The organism is Streptomyces sp. SID486 (genome assembly GCF_009865385.1).
Classification (GTDB): Bacteria; Actinomycetota; Actinomycetes; order Streptomycetales; family Streptomycetaceae; genus Streptomyces.
This window is the reverse complement of record NZ_WWJT01000644.1, coordinates 1-7856: the sequence shown is the minus strand read 5'-3', so window position 1 is coordinate 7856 and position 7856 is coordinate 1. Positions and strand designations below refer to the sequence as shown.

The 7856-nt window shown below is 72.2% G+C and carries 6 protein-coding genes; 4 read left to right on the top strand and 2 right to left on the bottom strand.

Features of this window, described 5'->3' with window-relative positions:
* Positions 1 to 123: 123 nt before the first annotated feature.
* The gene (locus tag GT045_RS30205) at positions 124 to 1107 is read right to left on the bottom strand and encodes an aldo/keto reductase (protein ID WP_161336118.1); all 984 of its coding nucleotides are present in this window, start codon (positions 1105 to 1107) and stop codon (positions 124 to 126) included.
* Positions 1108 to 1207: 100 nt separating this feature from the next.
* On the opposite strand from GT045_RS30205, the gene GT045_RS30200 reads away from it, so the two are divergent.
* Positions 1208 to 1777: a TetR family transcriptional regulator gene (locus GT045_RS30200; protein WP_161336117.1), complete on the top strand. Its 570-nt coding sequence runs from the start codon at positions 1208 to 1210 to the stop codon at positions 1775 to 1777.
* 84 nt (positions 1778 to 1861) lie between these two features.
* Here GT045_RS30200 and GT045_RS30195 read toward each other — a convergent pair whose 3' ends face one another.
* Positions 1862 to 2635: a TetR/AcrR family transcriptional regulator gene (locus GT045_RS30195; RefSeq protein ID WP_161336116.1), complete on the bottom strand. Its 774-nt coding sequence runs from the start codon at positions 2633 to 2635 to the stop codon at positions 1862 to 1864.
* 249 nt (positions 2636 to 2884) lie between these two features.
* On the opposite strand from GT045_RS30195, the gene GT045_RS30190 reads away from it, so the two are divergent.
* The 3 genes from GT045_RS30190 to GT045_RS30180 form a co-directional block, all read left to right on the top strand.
* The gene (locus GT045_RS30190) at positions 2885 to 4597 is read left to right on the top strand and encodes an MFS transporter (RefSeq protein WP_161336115.1); all 1713 of its coding nucleotides are present in this window, start codon (positions 2885 to 2887) and stop codon (positions 4595 to 4597) included.
* 201 nt (positions 4598 to 4798) lie between these two features.
* Positions 4799 to 5542, top strand: a complete 744-nt coding sequence (locus GT045_RS30185; protein ID WP_161291071.1) for a beta-phosphoglucomutase family hydrolase — start codon at positions 4799 to 4801, stop codon at positions 5540 to 5542.
* The coding region (locus GT045_RS30180) for a glycoside hydrolase family 65 protein (protein WP_161336114.1) at positions 5539 to 7856 on the top strand (2318 nt) is incomplete at its 3' end. The genes GT045_RS30185 and GT045_RS30180, both read left to right, overlap by 4 nt.

Genomic DNA, 7856 nt, shown 5'->3' with positions numbered 1-7856 from the left:
TCCGCCGGACCCGACCCGGCCGCCCGTGCCCCGGCCCTCGTCCGCCGCCGTCCGCCGGACCCCCGCCACCCGCCCCGCCCCGCCCCGGCGGCCCGCGTCAGGGCGCCGGGCCCTTGGCGGGCCTCAGCCGTCGAGCGTGTCCATCAGCTCGGGCGTGTAGCGGTCGCCGGTGACCGCGCCGTGCGGGGTGACGGCCTCGATGGCGGCCATGTCCTGCGCGGTGAGGGACACCCCGGTCGCGGCGACGTTCTCCTCCAGGTAGCGGCGGCGCTTGGTACCGGGGATGGCGACCGCGCCCTGGTGCTGTACCCAGGCGAGCGCCAGCTGCGAGGGCGTGACGGCTTTGTCGGCGGCGATACGGCGGACCTCGCGGACGACGTCGAGGTTGCGGCCGAAGTTCTCGCCCTGGAAGCGGGGGTCGGTCCGGCGCCAGTCGTCCGCGGCGAAGTCGTCGGGGCCGGTGATGGCGCCCGACAGGAAGCCGCGTCCCAGCGGCGAGTAGGCGACCAGGCCGATCCCCAGTTCGCGCAGGGTGGCGAGTACTCCGTTGTGCTCGATGCCGCGCTCGAAGAGCGAGTACTCGGTCTGGACGGCGGTGAGCGGGTGCACGGCGTGGGCCCGGCGGATGGTCGCGGCGGACGCCTCGGACACGCCGATATGGCGGACCTTGCCCTCGGCGACCAGTTCCGCCAGGGCGCCGACGGTCTCCTCGATCGGCACCGCGGGGTCGATGCGGTGCAGGTAGTACAGGTCGACGTGATCGGTGCCCAGGTGGCGCAGCGAGCGGTCGAGAGCCCGGCGCACGTACTCGGGCCGGCCGTTCAGGCCGAGGACGCGGCCGTCGTCGGTGATCTCCACACCGGTCTTGGTGGCGAGCACGGCGGCCTCCCGGCGCCCGGCCAGTGCCTTGCCCACGAGCTGCTCGTTGACGAACGGCCCGTAGCTCTCGGCGGTGTCCAGCAGCGTGACGCCCAGTTCCAGGGCGCGGTCGACGGTGGCCAGGGACTCGGCCTCGTCGGTGGCGCCGTAGAAGGCGCTCATGCCCATGCAGCCCAGTCCCTGAGCGCCGACGGTCAGGCCCTGGCTGCCCAGTGCGCGGTGTTCCATGTCATTCCCTCTGCTTGTAACTAACTGGATAGATACGGAACCGTAGACCCCGGTCGCCGGAGTGTCAATAACTAGATAGTTACTTGCTAGGGTGGCGAGCATGCCACGGGACTCCAACGCCACCAAGGCGCGGCTGCTCGACGCCGCGTTCAGCGAATTCGCCGCCTACGGCATCGCCGGTGCCCGGGTGGACCGGATCGCCGAGCTCGCCGGGGCGAACAAGCGGCTGATCTACGCCTACTTCGGCAACAAGGAGCAGCTGTTCGACGAGGTGCTGCGCCGGGCGATGCAGGCGGGTGCCGAGTCCGTGCCGTTCGACGCCGACGACCTGCCCGGGTACGCCGGCGCGATCTTCGATCACCTGGTGGCCCGGCCGGACCTCATGCGGCTGCGCCTGTGGAAGCTCCTCGAACGGCCCGTCGCCGACGGACCCGTACCGGAGGCCGTCCGGCGCAAGTACGCCCAGGTCGCCGACGCGCAGGAGCGCGGGGAGCTGGCCGGGGGGATGGAGCCCGGCGACCTGCTGACCATGGTGCTCGCCGCCGCACAGGCGTGGTTCTGGGCCGAGGAGGGCGACCGGCCCTGGTCACCCGAGCGGCTGGCCTCACATCGCGCGGCGGTGGTCGAGGCCGCCCGCCGGATCAGCGCACCGCGTCCCGCCGACGGGTAGTCCCGGCCCGAGGCCGCCGGGCCCGTTCCCGCTCACGCCGAGGCTGCACTGCGCGCCCGGCCGAGGGCGGACGGAGGGACGGTGTCACACGGGCGGTGCGGGCAGGTAGCTCGCCAGGCCCCGCAGGATGATCTCCAGACCGATGTCGAACCTCTCGTCGCTGGAATCCGTCACCATCATCCCCGACAGCGCGCGCAGATGGGGGAAGTCCTCGGCGGGCAGGGTCGCGAAGTAGTTCTGCATCTCGCCGGCCATCTCACGCCAGTCCGGACGGGCCGGGGAGGGGCCCCCGGCGCCGTGCAGGGCGGCCCGGTCCTGCCACATGCCCTCCTCCAGCACGAAGCCGTCGACGTACGTGGAGATGATGTCGCCGGCCTCCGCCGCGATGCGGTCGGGCAGCCCGGCGGAGCGGAAGACGGCGAGCAACGCCTCGACGTGCGGCAGCAGTTCGGCGGTGAAGGGGACGTGAGCCATGGAGATCCTGGCCATGTCCCGATGGGACAGCAGGCGGTGCCGCCAGGCACGGGCGTAGTCGCGCACCTGCTCCTGCCACCGCTCGGGGTCGGGTTCGGGCTTCGCGAAGCCGCCGAAGAGCCGGGTGTACATCAGCTCCAGGAGATCGTCCTTGGAGCTGACGTGGGCGTAGAGCGCCGAGACCGCGGCGCCGAGTTCGGCCGCCACCTGACGCATCGACAGCCGGTCCAGCCCCTGCCGGTCCAGCACCGTGAAGGCGGCGTCCACGATCCGCTCGCGGGAGAGCGGTTCACGCGCGGCGGCGACGCGGGCCCGGGCACGGCGCTCGCGCTCCCAGGGGGACGGCGGAGGGGAGGCGGGGGTTCCGGCGGCCTGGTCGTTCATGACGCCAGTCTAGGCATCGGGCGAACGGTGTTCTCTTCGGGCGAGCACCGTTCACACGCCCGCCAACGCGATATATCTTGTCTCCGCACCCAGCTTGCGCTATATCTTGAAGAACAGTGTTCTCACCGAGAGCGGCGCTCCGCTAGGGTGAACACTGTTCGGGCCGATGAACGGTGTTCTTCAGCAATGCGCTCAGCCACCGACCCTCTCCCCCGCCCTTGTCCGCGTCTTCTTCCTCGAGGAGTTCCGATGTCCACCACCGGTGTAGCGTCCGCCGAGACGCCCACCGACACGCCGGCGCCCTACCGGTGGCGCTGGGCCGCCCTCTTCGTGATCCTCGCGGCCGAGGTGATGGATCTCCTCGACGCCGTGGTCACGAACATCGCCGGCCCCGCCATGCGGGCCGACCTCGGCGGCGGCGCCTCCACCCTGCAATGGCTCGCCGCCGCGTACACCCTCTCCATGGCCGTCGGGCTCGTCACCGGAGGCCGGCTCGGGGACATCCACGGGCGCCGCCGGATGTTCCTGGTGGGAGCCGCCGGCTTCACCGTGGGTTCGCTGCTGTGCGCGATATCCGCCTCGCCCGAGACGCTGATCGGCGCACGTGTCGTCCAGGGACTGTTCGGCGCGGTGATGCTGCCGCAGGGCCTCGGCATGATCAAGGAGATGTTCCCGCCGAAGGAGTCGCAGAAGGCCTTCGGCATGTTCGGCCCGGTCATGGGGCTGTCCGCGGTGTGCGGGCCGATCCTGGCGGGCTGGCTCGTGGACGCCGACTACTTCGGCACCGGCTGGCGGATGATCTTCCTGATTAACCTCCCGCTCGGTGCCGCCGCCCTGCTGGGCGCCCTGCGCTACCTGCCCAGGAGCCAGTCCGGCGGCAAGCCGCGCCTGGACATCCCCGGCATGCTGCTGGTCTCGCTGGCCGCACTCCTCATCATCTTCCCGCTGGTCCAGGGCCGTGAGTACGACTGGCCCGCCTGGACGTTCGCGATGATGGCCGCCTCCGTGATCGTCTTCGTCGTCTTCGGCGTCTACGAGTCACGCCGCAGCAGGGCAGGCCGGGATCCGCTGGTCGTGCCGAGCCTCTTCCGCAAGCGGGGATTCAGCGGCGGCATGGCCCTCGGGCTGGTCTTCTTCTCGACCATGCAGGGCTTCATACTGGTCTTCAACCTGTACACCCAGATCGGCCTCGGCTACGAGCCGCTCAAGGCGGGCCTGCTGATGGTCCCGTGGTCGGGCGGCATGGTCGTCGGCTTCGGCATCGCCCAGGGCGTCGCCCGGTTCGGACGGGCCGTCCTGCAGGCGGGCACGCTGGTCATGGCGGCCGGCGTGTTCGGCATCTGGCTGACCCTCGACATCGCGGGGGAAGGCGTCGGCCCCTGGCAGCTGGTGCCGGCCCTGCTCGTCACCGGCATCGGGATGGGCCTGCTGATGGCCCCGTTCTTCGAGATCGTGCTCGCCAGCGTCGAGCAGCACGAGACCGGCTCGGCGTCCGGCACGATGACCGCGATGCAGCAGCTCGGCGGCGCGTTCGGCGTGGCGATCCTCGGCACCGTGTTCTTCGGTCTGCTGGGCGGCGGGATCGCCGGCGCCGCCGACCACCACTCGGACGGTCTGCGGCGGGAGCTGGCCGCCGCGCACGTCGCGCCCGCCGCACGGGACCACATCGTGTCGGATCTGCGCGCCTGCGCCTCGGACCGTGCCGTGGCCAAGGACCCGGAGGCGACCCCGGCGTCCTGTGCACGCCTGGAGAAGGACACCCGGTCCGCCGTGACCTCACCGCAGGCGGCCGCCCGGATACCGGCCGCGCTGGAGGACGCCGCGTCCTCGGCCTTCCGCGGCGGCTTCGGCTCCGTCATGCGGACGGTGCTGTGGATCGTCGACGGCATGCTCGCCCTGACCTTCCTGCTCGCCTTCCTCCTGCCGCGCCACGCGCGCCCCGGGGGAGCCGGCGGGCACTGAACCCGGCCGGCACCGCCGGACGGCGCGGGCGTCCTCCCGGCGGGAGGGCGCCCTCCCCCGTCCGCCCGGACCGCGCGGGCGGCGCGGTGGGCCCACTGCTCGCCCCGCCCGGGCGCCGGCGTCGACCGAGCGGGTGCCTTCCGGCGCGCCGGGATGCCGGGCTGCAGCCGCCGGCCGCGTGTGCCTCCTAGCCTCGGCCGCATGCTGGGGCTTCCTGCTCACATCCGTGCCTGCCTCTTCGACCTCGACGGGGTGCTCACCCAGACCGCGAAAGTGCACGCGGCCGCCTGGAAGGAGATGTTCGACGGCTATCTCCGCGAGCGCGCGACGCGGGAGGGGACCGCGTTCGTCCCCTTCGACGCCGTCCACGACTACGACGAGTACGTGGACGGGCGGCCGCGGGAGGACGGGGTGCGCACGTTCCTCGCCGCGCGCGGGGTCCACCTCCCCGAAGGATCGCCGGACGACCCGCCGGAGGCGGAGACCGTGAACGGCCTGGGCACCCGGAAGAACGACCTGGTGCTCCAGCGGATCCGGCAGGACGGGGTGGAACCCTACGAGGGATCGGTACGTTTCGTGCACGCCGTGCGTGCGGCCGGGCTGCGCTGCGCGGTGGTGTCGTCCAGCGCGAACTGCCGGGACGTGCTGGCCGCGGCCGGGATCGAGGACCTCTTCGACGAGCGGATCGACGGCGTGGTGGCCCACGAGCGCCACCTGCGCGGCAAGCCCGCCCCGGACACCTATCTGGAGGCGGCCCGCGGTCTGGGCACCGAGCCGGCCGATGCCGCCGTGTTCGAGGACGCCCTGGCCGGCGTCGAGTCGGGCCGGGCGGGACGCTTCGGCCTGGTGGTGGGGGTCGACCGGGTGGGCCAGGCCGAGCAGTTGCGTGCGCACGGGGCGGACGTGGTGGTCCAGGACCTCGCCGAACTCCTGGAGTCCCGATGATCACTCACCCCAGCTTCACGGTCGAGCCGTGGTGCCTGCGCGAGACCGAGCTGAACCTCGACGTCCTCGCGCAGAGCGAGTCGGTGTTCGCGCTGTCCAACGGGCACGTGGGATGGCGCGGGAACCTCGACGAGGGCGAACCGCACGGACTGCCCGGCGCCTACCTCAACGGCGTCTTCGAGCGGCACCCCCTGCCCTACGCCGAAGCGGGCTACGGCTATCCCGAGTCCGGCCAGACGATGATCAACGTCACCGACGGCAAGATCATCCGGCTGCTCGTCGACGACCACCCGTGCGATCTGCGCTACGGCCGGCTGCTGACGCACGAGCGGGTCCTGGACTTCCGCACGGGTGTGCTCAGCCGCACGGCGCAGTGGACCTCGCCCGGCGGCCGGACGGTCCGGATCACCTCACGCCGGCTCGTGTCCTTCACCCAGCGCGCGGTGGCGGCGATCGTGTACGAGGTCGAGCCCGTCGACGGACCGGCCACCGTGGCCGTGCAGTCCGAACTCGTCGCCAACGAGCAGATGCCCCGCTTCGAGGGCGATCCGCGCGTCGCCGCGGCGACCGGCTCCCCGCTGATCCCCGAGGAGCACTTCGCCCAGGAGACCCGGCTGCGGCTCGTGCACTGCACCGACCGCAGTGCGCTGCGGGTGGGGGCGGCGGCCGACCACATCGTCGAGGGACCAGAGAGCACCCGCTGGACGGCGCAGAGCGAGCCCGACGTCAGCCGGCTGACGGTGACCGCCGACCTGGCGCCCGGACAGCCCCTGCGCCTGGTGAAGTTCGTCGCGTACGGCTGGTCGGGGGAACGTTCACTGCCGGCCGTCCACGACCAGGTGGACGGAGCGGTGGCGGGCGCGGTCAGCACCGGCTGGGACGGGCTGGTCGCCGCCCAGCGGACGTACCTGGACCGCTTCTGGGCTGGCGCCGACGTCGAGGTGGAGGGCGACGCGGAGATCCAGCAGGCGGTGCGGTTCGCCCTCTTCCATGTGCTCCAGGCGGCGGCGCGCGGCGAGAACCGGGCGATCCCCGCGAAGGGCCTGACCGGAACCGGGTACGACGGGCACTCCTTCTGGGACACGGAGTCGTACGTGCTGCCCGTGCTGACGTACACCGCCCCGGAGACCGTCGCGTCGGCGCTGCGCTGGCGGCACCGGACGCTGCCGGCGGCCCGGGAACGCGCGCGTCAACTCGGTCTGGCCGGGGCCACGTTCCCCTGGCGGACCATCGACGGCGCCGAGTGCTCCGCCTACTGGCCCGCCGGCACGGCCGCCTTCCACGTCAACGCCGACATCGCCATGGCCGCCGTACGGTACGTGGCGGTGACCGGTGACGAGGAGTTCGCGCGCGGCGAGGGCCTCGACCTCCTCGTGGAGACCGCACGGCTGTGGCGTTCGCTCGGCCACCATGACGCGGAGGGCGTCTTCCACATCGACGGCGTCACCGGCCCGGACGAGTACAGCGCCTTCGCCCGGGACAACCTGTACACCAATCTGATGGCCCGGCAGAACCTGCTGTCGGCGGCGGACGCGGCGGTGCGCCACCCGGACCGGGCGGCGGAACTCGAGGTCGACGACGAGGAGGCCGCCGGGTGGCGGGACGCCGCGGCCCGGATGGCGCTGCCGTACAACGAAGCCCTCGGGGTGCACGAGCAGTCGGCCGGCTTCACGACCTTCCAGCGCTGGGACTTCGAGGCGACACCCCCCGAGCACTATCCGCTCCTGCTGCACTACCCGTACTTCGACCTGTACCGCAAGCAGGTGGTGAAGCAGGCCGACCTGGTCCTGGCGATGCTGGAGTGCCCCGACACGTTCACCGACGAGCAGAAGGCGCGCAACTTCGCCTACTACGACGCTCTGACCGTCCGGGACTCCTCGCTGTCGGCGTGCTGCCAGGCGGTGCTCGCCGCCGAGACCGGGCACCTGCGCCTGGCCTACGCCTACCTCGGCGAGGCCGCGCTGATGGATTTGGACGACCTGGAGCACAACACCCGTGACGGACTGCACATCGCCTCCCTCGCCGGCACCTGGATCGCCCTGGTCACAGGCTTCGGGGGCATGCGCCGGTACGTCGGGGCGCACGACGAGCCGACCCGGCTGGCGTTCTCGCCGCGCCTGCCGGAAGCACTGTCCAGGGTGGCCTTCACCGTGCTGCTGCGCGGACGCAGGCTGAAGGTGGACATCGGCCGGACCCATACGCGCTACCGACTGGTCGAGGGCGAACCGCTGGAGCTGATGCACCACGGGGAGCCGGTGACGGTGACCGCCGACGAGCCGGTGGACCTCCCGGTGCCCGCGCTCCCCGCCCGCCC